The organism is Acidocella aluminiidurans (assembly GCF_055383125.1).
In genome coordinates this window covers 2,416,375-2,434,791 of record NZ_AP031589.1, presented here as the reverse complement: position 1 = coordinate 2,434,791, position 18,417 = coordinate 2,416,375, and the positions used below count along the sequence as shown (strand labels likewise).

Sequence of the window (18,417 nt, the reverse complement as noted above, 5' to 3'; positions counted from 1 at the left end):
ACCGACGCGCCCCCGGCCGCGTGCATCTGCCGGGGACACCTCAAAGCAATAATTAATCAGGGAACATCAAGATGGGTTCGGTCTTTTGGGGCGAGCTGCTTGGCACCGCCACACTCATTCTCCTGGGCAACGGCGTGGTCGCCTGCGTCCTTCTCAATAAATCCAAAGGCCAGAATGGCGGCTGGATCGTGATTACCGCCGGTTGGGCATTCGCGGTGATGTGCGGCGTGTTCGTCGCCGCCGCCACCGGCAGCCCGGCCGCCTACCTCAACCCCGCCGTCGCGGTGGGGCTGGCGGTGGACCATGGCGGTTGGGCGAAGCTGCCCACGGCCATCGCCGGGGATTTCGTCGGCGCCTTCATCGGCGCGTCGCTGGTCTGGCTGCATTTCCTGCCACATTGGCGCGAGACCGAGGATAAGGGGCTGAAGCTCGCCTGCTTCTGCACCGGCCCGGCCATTCGCAACATCGCCGCCAATATGATCAGCGAGATCATCGGCACCTTCGTGCTGGTGTTCGTCGTCGGCGCGATTTTCTCCAAGACGGCCTCGCCCAACGGGGTTGCCGGCGGGCTTGGGCCTTATCTGGTCGGCTGCCTGGTCTGGGGCATCGGCCTGTCGCTCGGCGGGACCACCGGCTACGCCATCAACCCGGCGCGTGACCTTGGGCCGCGCATTGCCCATGCGGTGCTGCCCATCGCCGGCAAGGGGGACGCGGATTGGAGCTATGCGGCGATCCCGGTGGTCGGCCCGCTGATCGGCGCGGCGCTGGCGGGGATGGCGTTGTCGGCCTTCGGCATCTGAACCTGCTGTGATCCAGCGCCAGGGCGCGGGCGTATAAAGCCCATGCAGTCCTGGCGCCCGTTGCAACGCCCGGCCCTTGTGCCGGGTGTTTTTTTGTCAGCCAGCCGGCGCGTGCGGGCGTGAGGCGCCGCGTGCTGCTGCTGGCCGGATCCGCGCTGGGCCTGGCGGGGGGCTTGGGCTTTGCCGTCTGGTCGCCGGTGACGCTGCTGAATGCGCTCGCCCCCGGCGGCTTTTCCGTGCGGCGCAACCTCGCCTACCGCCCTGGCCCGCGCGGCCGGATGGATCTCTATCTGCCCCGCCAGGCGCAGGGCGCGCCGCTGGTGGTCTTCTTCTATGGCGGCAGCTGGCAGGAGGGGGACAAGGCGATGTACCGCTTCGTCGGCGCCGCGCTGGCCTCTCGCGGCTGCATGGTGGCGATTCCGGATTACCGGCTCTATCCGCAGGTGCGCTTTCCGGAATTTCTGGAGGATTGCGCCGCCGCCACCGCTTTTGCCCGCCGCCTCGCCCCCTCGGCGCCGCTGGTGCTGATGGGCCATTCCGCCGGGGCCTATAACGCCGCGATGCTGGCGCTGGACGCGCAATTTCTGGCGCTGCACGGGCTGGACCCGCTGCGTGACCTCGCCGGCTGGCTGGGCCTGGCCGGGCCCTATGATTTCCTGCCGATCACCGACCCCGCCTTGCAGATTATGTTCGGCCCGCGCGGGCAATGGCCGCGCACCCAGCCGATCAATTTCGTCACCCAAGGTGCACCGCCGGCTTTCCTCGCCGCCGGGCTGGAGGACCGCACGGTCGATCCCGGCAACAGCAAGAGGCTGGCGGCGAAGCTGCGCGCCAGCGGGGATGCGGTGGAGCTGGCTCTGTATCCGGGGCTGGACCACCGTAAACTTGTCGGCGCGCTCTCGCCATATTTGACCTTCCTGGCGCCGGTTCTGAGGGATTGCATCGCGTTCATTAACAAAGTCGCGCCCTCGACCCTTTGAGTGTTCACTGTTCTGTTATGGGACAGTGTGAGGTTTCAGGACGCTAAACGCGAATTGTTTTGCTGGGCGGCACGAGTGTGGTTTGAATAACTCAGCCAGTTTCCGGCCTTGGCATGCTCCTTGCTGGAACCTGGATACGTCCAAACGCGGCTTAACCGCGCACAACAAAGCGAGGAACCATTCAATGCTCGACGCAGCCATCGCGCCTCTGTCGGGAAGCGCCCTTTCCGGGTTTTCCTTCAAGCCGCGCTACGACAACTTCATTAACGGCAAGTTCACGGCGCCGCTCTCCGGCCAGTATTTCGATAATGTCTCGCCGATCACCGGCCAGGTTTTCACCCAGGCCGCGCGCTCGAACGAGGCGGATATCAATCTGGCGCTCGACGCCGCCCATGCCGCCGCCGATGCCTGGGGCAAGCGCGCCCCGGCCGAGCGCGCTCTGGCGCTGCTGAAGATCGCCGACCGGATGGAGGAAAATCTCGATCTGCTGGCCTATGTCGAAACCGTCGATAACGGCAAGCCGATCCGCGAGACCACCGCGGCGGACGTGCCGCTGGCGATCGACCATATGCGCTATTTCGCCTCCTGTGTGCGCGCCCAGGAAGGCGCGCTCTCCGAGGTGGACGAGACCACCATCGCCTATCATTTCCATGAGCCGCTGGGCGTGGTCGGGCAGATCATCCCCTGGAATTTCCCGCTGCTGATGGCGGTGTGGAAGCTGGCCCCGGCTTTGGCCGCCGGCAATTGCGTGGTGTTGAAGCCGGCCGAGCAGACCCCGATTTCGATCATGGTGCTGATGGAAATCATCGGCGATCTGCTGCCGCCGGGTGTTGTCAACGTCGTCAACGGTTTCGGGCTGGAAGCCGGCAAGCCGCTGGCCTCCTCCAACCGCATCGCCAAGATCGCCTTCACCGGCGAGACGACGACGGGCCGGCTGATCATGCAGTACGCCAGCCATAACCTGATCCCGGTGACGCTGGAGCTGGGCGGCAAATCCCCCAACATCTTCTTCTCGGACGTGATGGCCGAGGATGATGATTTCCTCGACAAGGCGATCGAGGGTCTGGTGTTGTTCGCGCTGAATCAGGGCGAGGTCTGCACCTGCCCGTCGCGCGCTTTCATCCAGGAGAACATCTTCGATAAATTCATGGAGCGCGCGCTCAAGCGCGTCGCCGCGATCAAGCAGGGCAGCCCGCTGGATCCTTCCACCATGATCGGCGCGCAGGCTTCGTCCGAGCAGATGCAGAAGATCATGTCCTATATCGATATCGGCCAGCAGGAAGGGGCGAAGATGCTGATCGGCGGCGGCAAGGCCGATCTCGGCGGCGCCCTCTCCAACGGCTTCTACATCAACCCGACCGTCTTCCACGGCCATAACAAGATGCGCATCTTCCAGGAGGAAATCTTCGGGCCGGTGCTCTCTGTCACCACCTTCAAGACCGAGGAAGAGGTGCTGCACGCGGCGAATGACACGCTCTATGGCCTGGGTGCTGGGGTGTGGTCGCGCGATGGCAACCGCGCCTATCGCATGGGCCGTGGCATCAAGGCTGGGCGCGTGTGGACGAACTGCTACCATCTCTACCCGGCGCATGCCGCGTTTGGTGGCTACAAGCAGTCCGGCATCGGCCGTGAAACCCATAAGATGATGCTGGATCATTATCAGCAGACGAAGAATCTGCTGGTCAGCTACAGCCCGAAGCCGCTGGGCTTCTTCTAAGAGGGTAGAGCGATGGATGAGCTCCCGGCACGCGTTCTGGCAACCGAAGCGGCGGTGGGGCTGATCCGAAAACTGCAGGCGGAACATGGCCCTGTCATGTTCCACCAATCCGGCGGCTGCTGCGATGGCTCGACACCGATGTGCTATCCGGTGGGCGATTATCTGGTGGCGCCGGACGATGTGAAATTGGGTAAAATTGGCGGGGCGGAATTTTTCATGAGTGCCTCGCAGTTTGAATATTGGAAATTCACCCAGCTGATCATCGACGTTGTCTCTGGCATGGGCGGCATGTTCTCGCTGGAGAATGGGACGGGGTTGCGCTTCCTCACCCGCTCGCGGGTGTTTGAGGATGCGGAGCTCGCCGCTCTCGAGGCGGCCGGCTAGAGCCAAGCCACAAGCAAAAACAAGATCCGCGCCAGCAGCTGGCGGGCGCGGCGGGGCGGGCGCATGCCTGAACCGTGACAATGTCAGCACCAACATCAAGCCCTGTCCGGGGCAAAATGGTTCAAGAACAGAGGGGAAACAGGATGAGCGTTTCGAAACATTCACGTCTGGCGCGGCGTCTGCTGACAGGGGTCAGCTTCGCGCTGGCGGCGGGGCTGCTGGCCGCGCCGATGGCGCGCGCCGATCAGCCCGCCTATCAGCCGGTGACCAGCGACATGCTGGCCAACGCCGCCAGCAATGATGGCTGGCTGATGTTCAATCATGACTATACCGGGCAGAATTTTTCTCAGCTCAAGCAGATCGACACCAAGAACGCCGGCAAGCTGACCGAGGCCTGGACCTCCGACAAGATCGATATTCCCGATGCGTTCGAAGGCTCGCCGGTGATCAATGGCGATTATATGTTCGTCACCACCGCCAAGGACCATGTCATCGCCTATAACGCGACGACGGGCCAGAAGCTCTGGGAATATGACTATCAGCTGCCCACCGCCGCCTTCAAGACGCTGTGCTGCGACACCAATAACCGTGGCGTCGCGCTGTCCGGCGACATGGTGATCTTCGGCACGCTGGATAATCATGTGGTGGCACTGGATGCCGCCACCGGCGCGGTGAAATGGAATGTCACGCTGAAGGAGCCGGGCACCGGCTACTCCATCACCGAGGCGCCGCTGATCGTGAATGGCAAGGTCATTATCGGCACCGGCGGCGGCGAGTATGGCGCGCGCGGGCGGATCGTGGCGCTGGACGTGAATACCGGCAATGAGCTGTGGAAATTCTACACCACCCCGTCCGAGGACGAGCCGGGCGGCAAGACCTGGCCCGCCGGCGCCTACAAGACCGGCGGCGGTTCGCCCTGGATGACCGGCACCTACGACCCCGCGACCGACACGCTGTTCTGGGGCGTCGGCAATCCGGGCCCGTGGCTGGCGACGATGCGCCCCGGCGACAATCTCTATACCGACTCCCTGGTGGCGCTGGACCCGAATACCGGCAAGCTGAAATGGTACTACCAGTTCACCCCGAACGACACCTGGGATTATGACGGCGTCAACACCCCGGTGCTGACCGACCTGACCTATAAGGGCAAGCAGTACCAGGCGGTGATCCAGCCGAACCGTAACGGCTATCTCTATGCGCTGGATCGCACCACCGGCAAGTTCATCTATGCCGTGCCCTTCGTGCACGACACCTCCGTCACCGGCATCAAGAACGGCGTCACCCAGACCAGCCAGGCCCTGCGCCCGGCCCTGGGCAAGACCATCACCACCTGTCCCTCCTTCCTGGGCGGCAAGAACTGGTGGCCGATCGCGGTGGACCCGATGAACCACACCGCCTACATCACCACGCTGCATGCCTGCATGAGCATGACCGGCGTGCCGGTGACCTACGCGGCCGGGCTGCCCTTCCTGGGTGAGACCTTCAAGATGCTGCCGGATCCGAAGGACCCGAATCTCGGCTCCTTCCAGGCGATCAACCTGAACACCGGCAAGCAGATGTGGCAGCACGAGACCAAGCAGGTCTGGGATGCGGGCGCGCTGAGCACCGCTGGCGGCGTTGTCTTCTCCGGCACCGTCGATGGCAAGCTGCACGCCTTCGATGCCAAGACCGGCAAGGAGCTCTGGACCAGCCCGGCGATGGGCACCGCCATCCTCGCCGACCCTGTCGCCTATAGCGTCAACGGCACCGAATATGTCGCGGTGTGGGCGAGCTATGGCGGTGTGTGGCCGCTCTGGGGCGGCGCGCTCGCCGAGCCGCTGAAGAACACCCCGCGCTTTGGTCAGCTGCATGTCTATAAAATTGGCTCCTGAAGGTGACCTGACCCGGCCGCGCAAGCGGTCGGGACTTTTTGCCTCCGGTGCAATGCTGCTCGCGGCGGCATTGCTTTGCCCCGGCCTCGCCCACGCGGGCAGCATCACATTCTGCGTGGACAAGGCCAACCCGATGCTGCCGACCGACATGGCGGTGGCGCGGGCCGTGGCGCAAAAGGCGGGAGAGGTTGCGGTCTTCATCGAGCGTGATTCTTTGAAATCCGAATCCGGTGGCGATGACGATGCCGGCCATGGCGAAAACCTGAAGGCCATCAAGGCGCTGGTGCATGATTGCGATCTGGTGATGGGCTTTCCGCTGGAAGATGGCGGCGGCAATGTCCCTGCCGGGCTGGCGGCCTCGCGCCCTTATGCCCGCACCGGCTTTGTCGCTGTCGGGCAGCAGGATGTCTCGGGCGGCTTCAAGGGCTTGCTGCATAAGGGCACGATCGGGGTGCTGAACATGTCGCCGGCGGAGACCTATTTCACCACCGCGACGATGACGCATGAGCATGTCTATTACACCAACGATCAGCTGCTCGGCGCGGTGCTGAACGGCGAGGTGAACACCGCGCTGATCTGGCGGCCCTGGCTGAACCAGCAACTGGCCGCGCACCCGCAAAGCCTGCATGTCGCGGAATTGAACATGCCTTACGCAAACTGGAACGTTGTTGCTCTGTATCCGCAATCGGCGCAGAATAAGCCGGAGGTCAGGGCGTTCAATAAGGCGATCGAGGCGCTTGCTGCATCGCGGCAGCTGGCGGCTTTGGTCAAACCCTATGACGTCCCGGCTCGCGGCGTCTCAGGCATGAAAGAGTGAGAAGAGTATGAAAAACATGAAGATTGCGGCCCTCGGTTTGGTCTTGTCCCTGGGTGCGGCGGCGGCGCAGGCGGCAACCCCGCCGGCGATCTATACCGATGCCCAGGCCAGCGCCGGCGCCGATGCCTACGCGCAGAATTGCGCCATGTGCCACGGCGCGAAGATGGAAGGTGGCGCCGGCCCGGCCCTGGTTGGCCAGGCTTTCGCTTCCCCCAGCAACAACTATACCGTGGGCGCGCTCTTCACCGAGATGGCCCAGCAGATGCCCGCCGGCCAGCCGGGCAGCCTGACCCATACCCAGTATGAGGACATCTTCGCCTATATTCTGAAGACCAACGGCTACCCCGCCGGCAGCACCGCCCTCAATTACGACAAGGCGATGGGCGACAGCACCCCGTTGGTCTCTCAGGTCAAATAACACCCGGCAAGGGTGAGCGAAATTTGCAAGCGGTTTGCAAATAAGGGCGCGACGTCGCGCCGGATCATAACCAAGGAGGAATGGACAATGTGGCGTAAACCGACCGTGAAACAGATCTGCATCGGCGCTGAGATCAACTCTTACGTCTCCGCGACCCGCAAGTAAGTGAGGCAACCGATCCAGGCATAGGCCACGTCTCTCTCATGCGTGTCATTGTGCTTGGATCGGCCGCGGGCGGTGGCTTTCCGCAATGGAATTGCCATTGCCAGGGCTGCCGCCGGGCCCGCGCCGGAGACCCGGCGGTGAAGCCCAGAACCCAGGCCTCGCTCGCCGTGAGCGCGGACGGGGTGCGTTGGGTTTTGCTGAATGCCAGCCCGGATCTTCCCTCCCAGCTGCGCGACCATGTCATTCTGCATCCTGATCATGAAGGCCCGGCACGGAATAACCCGGTGGCGGCTGTCGTCATTTCCGGTGGGGATATTGATTGCATCGCCGGGCTGCTGACGCTGCGCGAGGGGCATGAATTCCGGCTCTATGCGCAGGATTTCGTGCAGGCGATCCTGAACGGCAACCAGGTCTTCAGCGTGATGAACCCGGCGCTGGTGCACCAGGAGACGCTGCGCGTGAACGAGGCGGTGGCCTTGCGCGATGCGGCCGGGCAGGCGCTGGGGCTTGCCGTGGAAGCGTTTCCGGTGCCTGGAAAATTGCCGCTCTACCAGGAGGCGGGGCGGGACATCGCTTCCCTGGTGAGCGATGACAGCGTCATCGGTCTTTCCGTAAAGGATGAGGCTGGACATAATATTCTTTTCATTCCCGGCTGCGCGTATGTGACGCCGGCAATCATAAAGCGTGCCGAACAGGCGGATATTCTGTTTTTCGATGGTACACTCTGGCAGGATCGGGAGATGATCGATGCCGGGCTGAGCCAGAAAACCGGCGCGCGCATGGGGCATATTTCCGTTTCGGGTGAAGGCGGCACGATGGCCGCATTTTCCGCATTGACGCGGACTCGCAAGATCTTCATTCATATCAACAATACAAATCCGATCCTGTGCGACGATTCCGACGAAGCCAAAAAAGTCCAAGAAAATGGCTGGAACGTTGCTTATGACGGAATGGAGGTGACGTTATGACAAACATGCTTTCCCATGCCGAGCTTGAGGCGGCGCTGCGCAATGTTGGCGCCACACGCTACCATAATCTGCACCCGTTTCATAAGCTGCTGCATGGCGGCAAGCTGAGCCAGACCCAGGTGCAGGCCTGGGCGCTGAACCGCTATTATTACCAGGCCTGCATTCCCATCAAGGACGCGATCGTGCTCTCGCGCCTGCCGGATGCCGCCTCCCGCCGCGCCTGGCGCCAGCGCATCATCGACCATGATGGCGAGCGCGAAGGCGATGGCGGCATCGCCCGCTGGCTGCGCCTGGCGGAAGGGGTGGGGCTGGAGACCGCCTACGTGGAATCGACCCAGGGCATCCTGCCCGCGACGCGTTTTGCCGTGGATGCCTATGTGCATTTCGTACGCGACCGCTCGCTGCTGGAAGCGGTGGCGTCCTCGTTGACGGAATTGTTCTCGCCCACCATCATTGCCGAGCGTGTCGCCGGCATGTTGGCGAATTATGACTGGGTGTCGAAGGACACGTTGGTCTATTTCAATGCGAGGCTCACCCAGGCTCCGCGCGATGCGGATTTCGCCCTGGATTATGTGAAGCGCCACGCCACCACCCGCGCCGAACAGGACCAGGTGATCGCCGCGCTGCGCTTCAAATGCGATGTACTCTGGTCGCAGCTGGACGCGCTCTATGCCGCCTACATCACGCCGGGCCATGTTCCGCTCGATGCGTTTGGCGCCGAGGCGGCGCTGGCGCGGTGCGCGTAACCGGCGAGACCGTCCCCCGCCTGCGCCGCGGGGTGCGCCGCCAGTTCGACAAGGCCCGTGACACCGCCGTGCTGATGGCGCCTGAGCGTGTCGTCGTGCTCGACGAGATCGCCGATGCGATCGTCACCGCCTGTGACGGGCAACGCAATATTGCTGACATCGTCGCATTGCTCGCCGCGCGCTATCAGGCGCCGGTTGAGGAGATCGACGGCGATGTCAGGGAATTTCTGGAAGGCTTGGCGGAGTCCGCCTTGGTCACGCTATGAGCTCTATTGCACCGCCTTTCGCCTTGATGGCGGAACTGACCCACCGCTGCCCGCTGCAATGCCCCTATTGCTCCAACCCGCTGGAGATGCTGAAGGCGAACAAGGAGCGCGATACGACGTTCTGGCGCGGGGTGATCAGCGAGGCGGCGGCGATGGGCGTGCTGCAGATCCATTTCTCCGGCGGCGAGCCCAGCCTGCGGCCGGACCTGGTCGAGCTGATCGCGCATGCGACCGATTCTGGCATGTATGCCAACCTGATCACCTCCGCCGTGCTGCTGAACATGGAGAAGCTCAGCGCCTACGCGCGGGCGGGGTTGGGCCATGTGCAGGTGAGCCTGCAGGGCGCGCAGGCGGCGAATGCCGACCGCATCGGCAATTATAAAGGCGCGCATGCGAAGAAGCTGGAAGTCGCCAAGATGGTGACGCAGCTTGGCATGTCGCTCACCATCAACGCGGTGGTGCATCGGCAGAATCTGGAGGAATTGCCAGCGATCATCGAGCTGGCGCTGGCGTTGGATGCGGACCGGCTGGAAATCGCGCATGTGCAATATCATGGCTGGGCGCTGGAAAACCGCGCCGCCTTGATCCCCACCCGCGCCCAGTTCGAGGCGGCGGATGCGTTGGTGGCCGCCAAGCGTGAGGAGATCGGCGCGCGCATGGTCATCGATTACGTGGTGCCGGATTATTACGCGGATCTGCCGAAAACCTGCATGGGTGGCTGGGGGCAGAAAATGCTCAACATCGCCCCGGATGGGCGGGTGCTGCCCTGCCATGCGGCGGAGACGATCCCCGGCCTGATCTTCCCGCGCGCCGACGATCTGTCGCTGCGCGCCATCTGGGAAGGCAGCGACGCCTTCAACAAGTTTCGCGGCACGGGCTGGATGCAGGAGCCCTGTTCCAGCTGTGCGCTGAAGGAAATCGATTGGGGTGGCTGCCGCTGTCAGGCGATGGCCATCACCGGCGATGCCACGGCGACCGACCCGGTCTGTTCGCGCTCCCCACGACACGCAGCCATGAACGCGATGGCGGCGGCCGAAGCGCAGCAGGAGCCTGGTGAATTCAAGTGGCGGCGCGTTTCATGATTTTGGCGGGCCGCACACGGCGCCTGCTTCTCGCCAGCGCGGCCCTGTTCCCCGGACTGGCGGTGGCGCAGACGAACGACAGTGCAACTGACACCGCGCCGCCGGTGATTGACGTTCACATCGGCGTCTCGCCCTTGGGCGGCGGGGTGGCGTTGCAGAAATGGCCGACCGCCGTGCAGACCTTCTCCACGCAGGATCTGACCAAACAAGGTGCGGCGGATTTCACCGGCGCGCTGGCGCAACAAGCCGCCGGCGTCAATCTGCAGAACAGCCAGGCCAACCCGTATCAGCCGAGCGTGCTGTATCACGGCTACGAGCTTTCCCCCATCCAGGGTACTCCGGCCGGGCTTTCGGTCTATGTGAATGGCGCGCGTTTCAACACGCCCTTTGGCGATCTGGCGCTCTGGAGCGTGTTGCCTGACGACGCGATCGATTCCTTCGATCTCGTCGATGGCAACCCGGTCTTTGGCCTCAACGCGCTGGGCGGTGCGATCGATGTGAAGATGAAAAACGGCTTCACCGCCCCGGGTGCCGCGCTGGAGCTGGAAGGCGGCTCCTTCGGCACGGTTGAAGGGCATCTTGAATATGGCAAGCAGGTTGGCAACACCGCGGCTTATGTTGACATCGCCGCTGCCCGCAATACCGGCTGGCGCGACGCGCAAGGCTCCGACATCAAGAGTGCCTACGCGGATCTCGGCTGGCGCGGCAGCGATGCGGAGCTGCATGTCAACCTCATCGCCGGCAATTCCGGGCTGCACGGCCCCGGCACGGTGCCGGTGGATGTTTTAAACGCCGACCCCAACGCGCAATTCACCGGCCCCAACGCCATCAACGATAAATATCTGCGCCTCAGCAGCACGTTGGATATGAAACTGGGCCGCGACACGTCGCTGCAAGCCGTGCTTTATTACGAAAATATCTGGGAGCATCTGCTCAACGGCAACGGCCCGAACGATCTTCCCTGTGGCGATGGGCAAAATCTCTGCCAGGGCGGGGCAGGGGGGAATTATTCCACCTTGGTCGGCGGTGGCGTCATTCCGCAATATCTGCCGAATGGCAATAACGCCTACGGGCAGCTCAATCTCAACACCACCAATACCAACGGCTATGGCGCCTCCGCGCAGATCACCCATAAGGGCGCGCTGGGCCAGCTGGTGGCCGGGTTGAGCTATGATGGCGGCTACAGCACCTACGGCGCCGCGGCTTATGACGGCGCCTTGTCGCTGGGCTCGCGCGATTATTACGCGCTGCCCGGCACCGGGCTCGGCTATCCTGTCGATGAACCCGGCAACGTGCCGGTGAATGTAGGCTTGCGCAACGCCTATTACGGGTTCTACGCGACGGATACGATCGACCTTACCAAGAAGCTCTCGCTCACTTTGGGCGGGCGTTTCAATATTGCGCAGATCGCCTTGCATAATGAGCGCGGTTACGACCCCAACGCCGCACCTGGCGGGCTGAATGGCAGCCATTATTATCAGCATTTCAATCCCTCGGTCGGCATGGCCTACGCGCTCACCCGTTCGGTGACGCTCTATGGCAGCTGGTCGGTGCAGAACGCCGCCCCCACCCCGGCCGAACTTTCCTGCGCCAGCCCGCTTGATAGCTGCGCCCTGGCGAATTTCATGTCCGGCGATCCAGCGCTCAAACAAATCGTCTCGCAGAATTTCCAGGCCGGCATGCGCGGCACCTTCGTTGTCGGCGGATTGAATTTCCTCAGCATCCAGGCGGATATTTACGATGATGAAACCCGCGACGACATCGAATTCCTGCAATCGCCCTATAATCCGCAAGGCAACGGGTATTTCTCGAATATCGGCAGCGTGCATAGGCGTGGCGGCGATCTCGCGGCGCAGTTCGATAGCGCCAAATGGCATCTCTACGCCTCCTATTCACGCGTGCAGGCGACCTATGGCGCCAGCTTTATCGAGCAGAGCAATAGCCCGAATGCCGACGCCGCCGGCAACATCACCGTACAGAGCGGTAATTTCGTTCCCGGTGTCCCGAAAAACATCATCAAATTCGGTGCGGATTATAAAATCACCCCGCGTTGGACCATCGGTTTCACCGGCACCGCGCAAACCGGCAGCCCGCTTTACGGTGACGCCGCCAATCTCGACAAGCCGCTGCCCGGCTATGCGCTGCTCAATCTGAACACCCGCTACAGCGTCACGCCGCATCTCACCTTGTTTGGCAATATCGATAACATCACAGACCAGCGCTACTATGTTTACGGCACCTATACCAGCGTCGGCGGCGTGTACGTGGCGCAGGCGCCCAATTACAGCAACCCGCGCAGCTATTCCATCGGCGCGCCGGTGGCGGTGACGGCGGGAATGAAACTGACCTTCTGAGCCGTCACGTTTCGACGCAGTGATAAAAAACATGACAGCTCAGAGCCGCGCGCTGTCATGAATCTGCAAGGAAAACCGCGGAATTTTTCTTTGGCATGAAACCTGCTGAGGCATTGGTGCGATGCGGACCGCTCGGAACACCGGGGGCCTCGCATCGTCCTGGTCCAAAAAAATCAAGACCGGGACGTCCAAAGTCAAAACCAAGAGACGAAGCGGCGCAGACTGCTTCTTCGATATGCAGGGGGATTCATGAAGATCCAATCTCGTACCCATACCGCCCGGGCGCTGGCCTTGCTCGCCGGGACCGCTCTCGCCGGCTTTGCCATGCCGGCCCTCGCCGGCTCCGTCACCCAGCCTGGCGAGACGATCGGCCTCGCGCCCGGCGCGCCGCTGCCGCAGGGCGTGTATCTGGTGGACACCACCGATTACGGCAATCTCGGCAAGGAAGCGTTGGGGGTGACCATTCCGGTCGTCGCCTGGTCTACCCCGGTGCATCTGCTGGGGGCGCGCGTGCAGCTTTACGCCGCCCTCCCGCTGGCTGAGGCGAGTGTGCCCGGCGCGCATGTGCAGGGCTGGTACAATCCCTGGTTCGCCGGCCAGCTGGCCTGGGATCTCGGCAACAATATCGGCGTGTCCTATCTGCTCGGCACCTACCCGAAGCTCTCCAGCCCGGTCGCGAATGACGCCACCACCATCAATCAGCGCTTCGCGGCGTCCTATACCGGCAACGGCCTCAACCTCTCCGCCAATTTGATCATCGGCAATGAGGTGAATAATTCCTCGGTCAACGCGTCCAAGGTGCCGAATTATCTCAACCTCGACCTGACCGCGACCAAGAGTTTCGGCAATTGGAGCTTCGGCCCTGTCGCTTATTATTCAACGGACACAAGCTCACCCTATTCCGGCTACCAGAAGCAGCATCAATTCGCGATGGGCGGTTTGGTCGGCTATAATTTCGGCAAGGTGGTCCTGCAATCCTACCTTACCCATGACCTGAGCCAGACCGGCTATCTCGGCAACGACACGCGCTTCTGGTTCCGCTTCATTATTCCCGTCAGCTAAGCTGCCTTAACTCTGTGTCAGAGGGCATGATGGAGGCGCTCCGTCATGCCCGTTTCCGCGTCTTCAGTGTCCCGGCCAGGGCAAGGCTGCTTTGAAAGGCGCGGCCAAGCCCCTGACGAAGCTTGCATTCGGGTGTAGCAATTCCATCGTGGCGCGCGGATACGCCGCCAAGATGCCTCGCCGCGTGGGGGCGCAAGACGAAGCAATCGTCAGCAGAGGAGTATGGAATGGCCGATCATCCGCAGAGTTTCTTGCCGGGCGCCAGCCTGTCTTACGTATCGCCGACGCGCCAGAGCGCCTGGGGCACCTATCTGGCGCAGGTGGACCGCGTGCTGCCTTATATGGGCGATCTCGCCCGCTGGTCCGGCACGCTGCAGCGCCCGAAGCGGGTGCTGATCGTCGATGTGCCGATCGAGATGGATGACGGCAGCATCGCGCATTTCGAAGGCTACCGGGTGCAGCACAGCCTCTCGCGCGGGCCCGGCAAGGGCGGCGTGCGCTACCATCCGGACGTGACGCTGGAAGAGGTGATGGCGCTGGCGGCCTGGATGACGATCAAGAATGCCGCGGTGAATCTGCCTTTTGGCGGCGCCAAGGGCGGCATCAGGCTGGACCCGAAGCAGCTTTCGCAGAAGGAGCTGGAAAAGGTCACCCGCCGCTATACCAGCGAAATCGGCATCATCATCGGGCCGCAGCGCGATATTCCCGCACCTGATGTGAATACCAACGGCCAGATCATGGCCTGGATGATGGACACCTACTCCGCCAATGTCGGCGCCACGGCCACTGGCGTCGTCACCGGCAAGCCGATCAGCCTGGGCGGCTCGCTCGGGCGCATCAAGGCCACCGGGCGCGGCGTCTTCGTCACCGGGCGCGAGGCGATGCGCCGGTTGAAGCTGCCGATGGAAGGCGCGCGCATCGCCATTCAAGGCTTCGGCAATGTCGGCGCCAATGCGGCGGAGCTGTTCGCGCAGTCCGGCGCCAAGGTGGTGGCGGTGCAGGACCATGGCGGCGGCATCTATAATGATAACGGTTTGGATGTGCCGGCGCTGACCGCGCATGTGCTGGCCAATGGCAGCGTCGCCGGGTTTCGCGGCGGCGAGGTGCTGGGGCTGGAGGAATTCTGGGACGCGAAGGTGGATGTGATCATCCCCGCCGCGTTGGAAGGCCAGATCACCGAGGCCCGCGCCGAGCGGCTGCGCGCCCGCCTGGTGCTGGAAGCCGCCAACGGGCCGACAGTGCCGGGGGCGGATGATATTCTCGCCGCGCGCGGTGTCACGGTGCTGCCGGACGTGATCTGCAACGCCGGTGGCGTCATCGTCTCCTATTTCGAGTGGGTGCAGGATTTCTCATCGTTCTTCTGGAGCGAGGAGGAGATCAATATGCGGCTGGACAAGATCATCACCGGGGCGCTGGCGCATATCTGGGCCACCTGCGAGCGGCATAAATTCAGCCTGCGCACCGGCGCCTTCGTGGTGGCGTGCGAGCGCATCCTGCAGGCGCGCAACGAGCGCGGGCTGTATCCCTGAGATGAAAAAGCCTCCCTCCGGCAGGAGGGAGGCCTGTTTCACGCGAGGGGCAGGGCTTACCCGCCGTAGCGCTGCAGGGTCTGGCGCAGCGGGTTGGCGCCGGGATTGTTGCCCTGGCCATCGATGACGATCTGCCGGGCATCCAGCTGCTGTCCGTAATATTGCTGCTCGGCGCCGGCATTGTTGGAGAGCACGGTGCCGGAGAGCGAGACGCCGCCATAGAGCCCCTGGCTCTTGGAGAAGCTGATGATATCGGCATTGGCGGCGGTGGACATGGCGCCGTTCACGCCGGCCCCCAATGTCGCCACCGAAAGCCCGGCATCCGCGCCGATCTTGAACTGCGAGTTCAGCAGCGCGTTCAGCCCGCCATTGGTCATGATGATCATCATCACCTCGGCGTTCTGCACGCCGATCTGCAGGCCGAAACTGCCCGCGCCCATGGAATAGATGGCCGGGTTGGACCAGCCGCCATCGGCGGTGCGGGCACTCATCACGCAGCCGCCGCCTTCGCCGCCGAAGAAGAAGCCGGCCTTGAACACGTTCGGGCAGACCACGACGGCTTTGGCCTTGCGCAGGAAGTCCTGCGCCTGGGAGCCCTGGGCGCCGCCCATCATATCTTCCAGCGCCAAGGTGGAACTATCGACCAGATGCTGCGGATTGGCGGCCAGGGCCGGGGCGGCGGTGCCGGCCGCGAGGGCCGCGGCGAGAAGCAGGCGCTTCATGAGAGAACTCCTTCGGGTTTGGGCGCGTCTTGCCGTGTTGCAGCAGGTGGGGTGGCGGCCTCAAAGCGGCAAGCTTGGGTGGATGAATGTTCATTAACCGACAAAACCCGCCAGCCGCGCGGGCCGTGGGAAAGCCGGGTGAGGGAGATATTGTCGATCTGCAGGCACAGCGCCTGGTGCGGGGTCAGCCCCAGCGCATAGGCGCAGGCGGCGCGGATGGCCCCGCCATGGCTGACGATGATGGTATCCGTGCCCTCGGCACTCTCCCGCAGCGCCTCCAGCCCGGCGCCGACGCGCTCGATCAGATGCGCGAAGCTCTCGCCGCCCGGTGGCGTCTCGGCGGCATGGATCGGCCAGAACGGATGCCGCTCATCATGGCCGCGGGCGTCGAAGGTGGAGATCGGCACGCCCTGCCAATCGCCGAAATCCTGTTCGATGAAGGCGGGCTCGATCAGCCGCGGCACCTGCGGATAGCCGGCGCGCTGCAGCGCATCGGCGGTGAGCTGGGTGCGGGTGAGGGGGGTGCAGACCAGCCTGGCCGGGCGCGGCAGCCGGGCGGCCAGGGCGGCATACTCCGCCGCCTGCGCCGCCATCGTGTCGGTGCATACCGGCACGTCGTCGGTGCCGTAGAGGAAGGCCAGATTGTCCCGGTGGACCAAAGCGTGGCGGATGAGCCAGAAGCGGTGCATGCTCAGTCTCCGGTTGGGCGCGCCGCCGCCGCGCCGCGCCTGATTGCGTCTGCGTCAGCCATGAAGACGAAGATTATGGCGCAAAACCGGCTTATGCGTGGCCGCATCGGGGCCGGGCCAGCCGGCACTTCTAAAAACCGCGTCTCCATGCTCTTCGGGATAAGCGCGCGACGCGGTCTTGCCAACCATCCCCGGCGAAGGGCGCCTATGCGGCGGGCGGGGTGAGCTGGTCGAAGGCTTCCAGCGCCTGGGCGGCGTACATCGCGGAGGGGCCAGCGCCCATATAGATGGCCATGCCCATCGTCTCCAGCAGCTCCGCCCGGCTGGCCCCGTGCGTGCCGGCCGCCTGGGCGTGATAGGCGATGCAAGGCTGGCAGCGTGTCGCCACGCCGATGGCGAGCGCGATCAGCTCCTTGGTTTTCTGGTCCAGCGCGGTGCCGGCATGGGCGCCCTGGGCCAGGGCGGCAAAGCCCTTCATCACCTCCGGCGCGCCCTGGCGCAGCGTCTTCACCCCGCCATTCATGGCCTCGATCAGCTTCGTCCAGTCCTGGATCATGTCCCGTCTCCTGAAAATGCCGCCAGCATAATCGCCCTGTGCCGTCTGGCCTTGACCTTGCGCAAACCGGGCGCGGACTCGCACCGCGCGGCGCATCGGTCTATGCCGGGCGCCATGGATCAGCTGGCTTTGTATTTCCATTGGCCCTTCTGCCTGGCCAAATGCCCCTATTGCGACTTCAACTCCCATGTGCGCGAGAGCCTGCCGCAGGCGGAGATGCTGGCGGCGCTGCAGGCGGAGCTGGGCTATGAGGCGGCGCGGCTGGGGCGGCGCGAGGTTGGCTCGATCTTCTTTGGCGGCGGCACGCCCAGCCTGATGGACCCGGAGAGCGTGGCGGCGTTGATCGAGGAGGCCGGGCGGGTGTTCAGCCTGGCGCCGGAGGCCGAGATCACGCTGGAAGCCAACCCGACCAGTGTTGAGTCGGCGAAATTCCAGGCCTATCGCCAGGCCGGGGTGAACCGGGTCTCCATCGGCGTGCAGAGTTTCGACATCGAAGCGCTACGATTTCTCGGCCGCCAGCATAGCGCCCAGCAGGCCATCGCCGCGATCGAGCTGGGCGCGAAAATCTTTCCCCGCATCTCCTTCGACCTGATCTATGCCCGCCCCCGCCAGAGCCAGGCGTCCTGGCGGGCGGAGTTGCGCCAGGCGCTGGATCTGGCGGCGGATCATCTCTCCCTCTACCAGCTCACCATCGAGGACGGCACCAAATTCGCCACTTTGCACGCCCGAGGTGAGTTCACCCTGCCGGATGAGGAAGAGGCGGAGGCGCTGTACGACATCACCGCCGAAGAGGCGGCGCGCTACGGATTGCAGCGCTACGAAGTGTCCAACTACGCCAAGCCCGGCGGTGAGAGCCGGCATAACCTCACCTATTGGCGCTATGGCGATTATGCCGGCATCGGCCCCGGCGCGCATGGGCGGCTCTCTCTGGGGGGCCGCTTGCTGGCCACCACCCGCCACCGCGCCCCGGAGCCTTGGATGGAGCGCGTCGCCGCGCATGGCCACGGCACCACGCTGGAGGAGGAAATCCCGGCCCAGGACCGCGCCCGCGAGGCGCTGATCATGGGGCTGCGGCTGCGCGAAGGCATTGATGCGCCGCATTTCCAGGCCCGCACCGGCATCGCCCTGCTGGATGCGATCGAGCCGGAGATCCTCGATGAATGCCTGGCCGAGGGGTATCTGACTTTCGCCGATGACCGCCTCGCCGCCACCGCGCAAGGCATCAAACGGCTGGACGCATTGCTGCCGGCTCTGTGCCGATAGTATAGGCAGGCGCGGATAAAGGGATTTT

19 protein-coding genes are annotated in these 18,417 nt (G+C 63.7%); 16 read left to right on the top strand and 3 right to left on the bottom strand.

The features are described from left to right. The first annotated feature begins 71 nt into the window (after positions 1 to 71). The 15 genes from ACZ46S_RS12125 to ACZ46S_RS12055 all read left to right on the top strand — a co-directional run bounded on the left by ACZ46S_RS12125 (position 72) and on the right by ACZ46S_RS12055 (position 15,159). Positions 72 to 800 carry an MIP/aquaporin family protein gene (locus ACZ46S_RS12125; RefSeq protein WP_295745345.1) on the top strand — a complete coding sequence of 243 codons (729 nt, stop codon included), beginning with the start codon at positions 72 to 74 and terminating at the stop codon, positions 798 to 800. Between the two features lie 119 nt (positions 801 to 919). Then, positions 920 to 1,780 (top strand): alpha/beta hydrolase, encoded by an 861-nt coding sequence (locus tag ACZ46S_RS12120; RefSeq protein WP_464061921.1) that lies wholly within the window; start codon positions 920 to 922, stop codon positions 1,778 to 1,780. Positions 1,781 to 1,964: 184 nt separating this feature from the next. Next, positions 1,965 to 3,497 (top strand): aldehyde dehydrogenase, encoded by a 1,533-nt coding sequence (gene adh / locus ACZ46S_RS12115; protein ID WP_464061920.1) that lies wholly within the window; start codon positions 1,965 to 1,967, stop codon positions 3,495 to 3,497. Between the two features lie 12 nt (positions 3,498 to 3,509). Further along, entirely contained in the window at positions 3,510 to 3,881 is a 372-nt protein-coding gene (locus ACZ46S_RS12110; RefSeq protein ID WP_464061919.1) for a DUF779 domain-containing protein, read from the top strand. 143 nt (positions 3,882 to 4,024) lie between these two features. Continuing rightward, positions 4,025 to 5,752 (top strand): PQQ-dependent dehydrogenase, methanol/ethanol family, encoded by a 1,728-nt coding sequence (locus ACZ46S_RS12105; protein WP_464061918.1) that lies wholly within the window; start codon positions 4,025 to 4,027, stop codon positions 5,750 to 5,752. 52 nt (positions 5,753 to 5,804) lie between these two features. Beyond that, the gene (locus ACZ46S_RS12100; RefSeq protein ID WP_464061917.1) at positions 5,805 to 6,569 is read left to right on the top strand and encodes a hypothetical protein; all 765 of its coding nucleotides are present in this window, start codon (positions 5,805 to 5,807) and stop codon (positions 6,567 to 6,569) included. A 16-nt stretch (positions 6,570 to 6,585) separates the two neighbouring features. Continuing rightward, positions 6,586 to 6,987: a c-type cytochrome gene (locus ACZ46S_RS12095; protein WP_464061916.1), complete on the top strand. Its 402-nt coding sequence runs from the start codon at positions 6,586 to 6,588 to the stop codon at positions 6,985 to 6,987. An 87-nt stretch (positions 6,988 to 7,074) separates the two neighbouring features. Then, entirely contained in the window at positions 7,075 to 7,152 is a 78-nt protein-coding gene (pqqA, locus tag ACZ46S_RS12090) for a pyrroloquinoline quinone precursor peptide PqqA (protein ID WP_008494857.1), read from the top strand. A gap of 38 nt (positions 7,153 to 7,190) precedes the next feature. Beyond that, positions 7,191 to 8,120: a pyrroloquinoline quinone biosynthesis protein PqqB gene (pqqB, locus tag ACZ46S_RS12085; protein ID WP_464061915.1), complete on the top strand. Its 930-nt coding sequence runs from the start codon at positions 7,191 to 7,193 to the stop codon at positions 8,118 to 8,120. Continuing rightward, a complete protein-coding gene (gene pqqC, locus ACZ46S_RS12080) occupies positions 8,117 to 8,866 on the top strand; it encodes a pyrroloquinoline-quinone synthase PqqC (RefSeq protein ID WP_295744893.1) in 750 nt (249 codons plus the stop codon). Before pqqB ends, pqqC begins: the two co-directional genes overlap by 4 nt. Beyond that, positions 8,857 to 9,132 carry a pyrroloquinoline quinone biosynthesis peptide chaperone PqqD gene (gene pqqD / locus ACZ46S_RS12075; protein ID WP_008494861.1) on the top strand — a complete coding sequence of 92 codons (276 nt, stop codon included), beginning with the start codon at positions 8,857 to 8,859 and terminating at the stop codon, positions 9,130 to 9,132. The genes pqqC and pqqD overlap by 10 nt, the downstream gene beginning before the upstream one ends. Next, complete coding sequence (pqqE, locus tag ACZ46S_RS12070; protein WP_464061914.1) at positions 9,129 to 10,214, top strand: pyrroloquinoline quinone biosynthesis protein PqqE; 1,086 nt, start codon at positions 9,129 to 9,131, stop codon at positions 10,212 to 10,214. The genes pqqD and pqqE overlap by 4 nt, the downstream gene beginning before the upstream one ends. Then, positions 10,196 to 12,568: a TonB-dependent receptor gene (locus tag ACZ46S_RS12065; RefSeq protein ID WP_464061913.1), complete on the top strand. Its 2,373-nt coding sequence runs from the start codon at positions 10,196 to 10,198 to the stop codon at positions 12,566 to 12,568. Before pqqE ends, ACZ46S_RS12065 begins: the two co-directional genes overlap by 19 nt. Before the next feature lie 249 nt (positions 12,569 to 12,817). After that, positions 12,818 to 13,630, top strand: a complete 813-nt coding sequence (locus ACZ46S_RS12060; protein ID WP_464061912.1) for a transporter — start codon at positions 12,818 to 12,820, stop codon at positions 13,628 to 13,630. A gap of 227 nt (positions 13,631 to 13,857) precedes the next feature. Then, the gene (locus ACZ46S_RS12055) at positions 13,858 to 15,159 is read left to right on the top strand and encodes a Glu/Leu/Phe/Val family dehydrogenase (protein WP_464061911.1); all 1,302 of its coding nucleotides are present in this window, start codon (positions 13,858 to 13,860) and stop codon (positions 15,157 to 15,159) included. 56 nt (positions 15,160 to 15,215) lie between these two features. Here the strand turns inward: ACZ46S_RS12055 and ACZ46S_RS12050 are convergent, their stop codons facing one another. The 3 genes from ACZ46S_RS12050 to ACZ46S_RS12040 all read right to left on the bottom strand — a co-directional run bounded on the left by ACZ46S_RS12050 (position 15,216) and on the right by ACZ46S_RS12040 (position 17,126). After that, entirely contained in the window at positions 15,216 to 15,881 is a 666-nt protein-coding gene (locus ACZ46S_RS12050) for a lipid-binding SYLF domain-containing protein (RefSeq protein WP_295744881.1), read from the bottom strand. Beyond that, positions 15,878 to 16,570 carry a histidine phosphatase family protein gene (locus ACZ46S_RS12045; protein WP_464061910.1) on the bottom strand — a complete coding sequence of 231 codons (693 nt, stop codon included), beginning with the start codon at positions 16,568 to 16,570 and terminating at the stop codon, positions 15,878 to 15,880. The genes ACZ46S_RS12050 and ACZ46S_RS12045 overlap by 4 nt, the downstream gene beginning before the upstream one ends. 205 nt (positions 16,571 to 16,775) lie before the next feature. Then, positions 16,776 to 17,126 (bottom strand): carboxymuconolactone decarboxylase family protein, encoded by a 351-nt coding sequence (locus ACZ46S_RS12040; RefSeq protein WP_295744897.1) that lies wholly within the window; start codon positions 17,124 to 17,126, stop codon positions 16,776 to 16,778. A gap of 114 nt (positions 17,127 to 17,240) precedes the next feature. On the opposite strand from ACZ46S_RS12040, the gene hemW reads away from it, so the two are divergent. Further along, the gene (gene hemW, locus ACZ46S_RS12035; RefSeq protein ID WP_464061909.1) at positions 17,241 to 18,389 is read left to right on the top strand and encodes a radical SAM family heme chaperone HemW; all 1,149 of its coding nucleotides are present in this window, start codon (positions 17,241 to 17,243) and stop codon (positions 18,387 to 18,389) included. The last annotated feature ends 28 nt before the right edge of the window (positions 18,390 to 18,417 follow it).

What these genes read in the sequence shown, in the direction of transcription:
- ACZ46S_RS12125 (WP_295745345.1), top strand. Translation starts at nt 72, where the DNA reads ATGGGTTCGGTCTTTTGGGGCGAGCTGCTTGGCACCGCCACACTCATT.
- adh (WP_464061920.1), top strand. Translation starts at nt 1,965, where the DNA reads ATGCTCGACGCAGCCATCGCGCCTCTGTCGGGAAGCGCCCTTTCCGGG.
- ACZ46S_RS12110 (WP_464061919.1), top strand. Translation starts at nt 3,510, where the DNA reads ATGGATGAGCTCCCGGCACGCGTTCTGGCAACCGAAGCGGCGGTGGGG.
- ACZ46S_RS12105 (WP_464061918.1), top strand. Translation starts at nt 4,025, where the DNA reads ATGAGCGTTTCGAAACATTCACGTCTGGCGCGGCGTCTGCTGACAGGG.
- ACZ46S_RS12100 (WP_464061917.1), top strand. Translation starts at nt 5,805, where the DNA reads ATGCTGCTCGCGGCGGCATTGCTTTGCCCCGGCCTCGCCCACGCGGGC.
- ACZ46S_RS12095 (WP_464061916.1), top strand. Translation starts at nt 6,586, where the DNA reads ATGAAGATTGCGGCCCTCGGTTTGGTCTTGTCCCTGGGTGCGGCGGCG.
- pqqA (WP_008494857.1), top strand. Translation starts at nt 7,075, where the DNA reads ATGTGGCGTAAACCGACCGTGAAACAGATCTGCATCGGCGCTGAGATC.
- pqqB (WP_464061915.1), top strand. Translation starts at nt 7,191, where the DNA reads ATGCGTGTCATTGTGCTTGGATCGGCCGCGGGCGGTGGCTTTCCGCAA.
- pqqC (WP_295744893.1), top strand. Translation starts at nt 8,117, where the DNA reads ATGACAAACATGCTTTCCCATGCCGAGCTTGAGGCGGCGCTGCGCAAT.
- pqqE (WP_464061914.1), top strand. Translation starts at nt 9,129, where the DNA reads ATGAGCTCTATTGCACCGCCTTTCGCCTTGATGGCGGAACTGACCCAC.
- ACZ46S_RS12060 (WP_464061912.1), top strand. Translation starts at nt 12,818, where the DNA reads ATGAAGATCCAATCTCGTACCCATACCGCCCGGGCGCTGGCCTTGCTC.
- ACZ46S_RS12055 (WP_464061911.1), top strand. Translation starts at nt 13,858, where the DNA reads ATGGCCGATCATCCGCAGAGTTTCTTGCCGGGCGCCAGCCTGTCTTAC.
- ACZ46S_RS12050 (WP_295744881.1), bottom strand. Translation starts at nt 15,881, where the DNA reads ATGAAGCGCCTGCTTCTCGCCGCGGCCCTCGCGGCCGGCACCGCCGCC.
- ACZ46S_RS12045 (WP_464061910.1), bottom strand. Translation starts at nt 16,570, where the DNA reads ATGCACCGCTTCTGGCTCATCCGCCACGCTTTGGTCCACCGGGACAAT.
- ACZ46S_RS12040 (WP_295744897.1), bottom strand. Translation starts at nt 17,126, where the DNA reads ATGATCCAGGACTGGACGAAGCTGATCGAGGCCATGAATGGCGGGGTG.
- hemW (WP_464061909.1), top strand. Translation starts at nt 17,241, where the DNA reads ATGGATCAGCTGGCTTTGTATTTCCATTGGCCCTTCTGCCTGGCCAAA.